Source organism: Brevibacterium sp. UMB1308A (assembly GCF_030230605.1).
GTDB lineage: Bacteria > Actinomycetota > Actinomycetes > Actinomycetales > Brevibacteriaceae > Brevibacterium.
Genome location: NZ_JASPDO010000058.1, coordinates 1 through 1,330 on the forward strand (window position 1 = coordinate 1; position 1,330 = coordinate 1,330).

At 52.4% G+C, this 1,330-nt stretch carries 1 pseudogene; it reads left to right on the forward strand.

The features are described 5' to 3' along the window. Positions 1-108: 108 nt before the first annotated feature. Positions 109-1,299: pseudogene (locus QP868_RS12025) on the forward strand (IS3 family transposase); the annotation flags it as partial. Positions 1,300-1,330: the final 31 nt, after the last annotated feature.

Here is a 1,330-nt window from a genome sequence, read left to right on the forward strand (position 1 = left end):
GTGGCCTTGTTTGAGCAGGGTTTTAGCTACGGTGCTGCTGCTAATCGTGTCGGGGTTCGTCATGGTCCTGCTCAGAACTTGTACAAACGGTTTAAGTTGCGTGGCAGGCTATGTCTTGTGAGGAAACGTAGAAAGCAGGAGTACTCCTTCGAGGTTAAAAAAGAAGTCGTTGAGCGTTATCTCGCCGGAGAGGCCCAGCTGAGTCTTGCTCGTGAGTTTGGCTTGTGGTCTGATCAGCAGGTTAAAGATTGGGTAGTGAAGTGGCGTAAGGGCGGCGATGAGGCGTTAAAACCTAGGCCCGTAGGCCGACCGAGAAAGTCCGGCACGCCGAAGGTGCTTACCGAAGAAGACGCGCTACGTCGTGAAAACGAGCTGTTGCGGGCGGAGAACGCGTATCTAAAAAAAATTGCGAGACTTAAGGGATCAGGGACACGCTTAAAGGTCCAGGCGATCGTCGCCCTTAAGTCTGACCACCGTTTAAGCGACCTTTTGTCTGTTGCCGGTATGGCCAGGTCGACGTTTTTCTACCACCAGAAACGTCTCACGAGTCCTGATAAACACGCAGTCCTGAAAACCGCGATTCGGTACAGCTTCGAGTCCAACAAGCACCGTTACGGGTACCGTCGCGTGTGGCGGGATCTGCGTAACAAAGGCTGGGTGGTCAATCACAAGCTGGTATACAAACTCATGGACCAGATGGGGCTAAAAGCCAAGATCAGGCGTCGTCGACCGTATGTCTCCTACGCGGGCACGATCAGCCGTATCGCCCCAAACGTCCTTGACCGCAACTTCACCCGGGATAAACCCAATACCGCCTGGGTCAGTGATATCACCGAGTTCAACATCACCGGCCGCAAAGTGTACTTGTGCCCGATCATGGACCTGTTCGACCGCACAATCATCGCCCACACCGTGTCAACCTCAGCAGCGGCAGCACTTGCCTTGGCATCACTAAAAAAATCGATCACGGCCCAGGCCCCGGAACCTGGATGGATCATACATACCGATCAAGGATTCCAGTTCCAACACGCATCCTGGCGCGCCCTGATCGAAAAACACGACGGCAAAATGTCGATGTCACGCAAAGGCAACTGCTACGACAACGCCGTAATCGAGAACTTCTTTAGCCACCTGAAAACAGAGATGTACCACGGCGAAACCTTCAACAACATCAAAGAGTTCACCAACGCAATCAACGAGTACATCAACTGGTACAACCACCAACGACTACAAGAAAGACTCAAAGGCCAAACACCCATGCAATACCGAAACCAAACCCTTCAAGCCCTAACCGCCTAAAATAAAACCAGTCCAACTTTCAGGGGCAAGT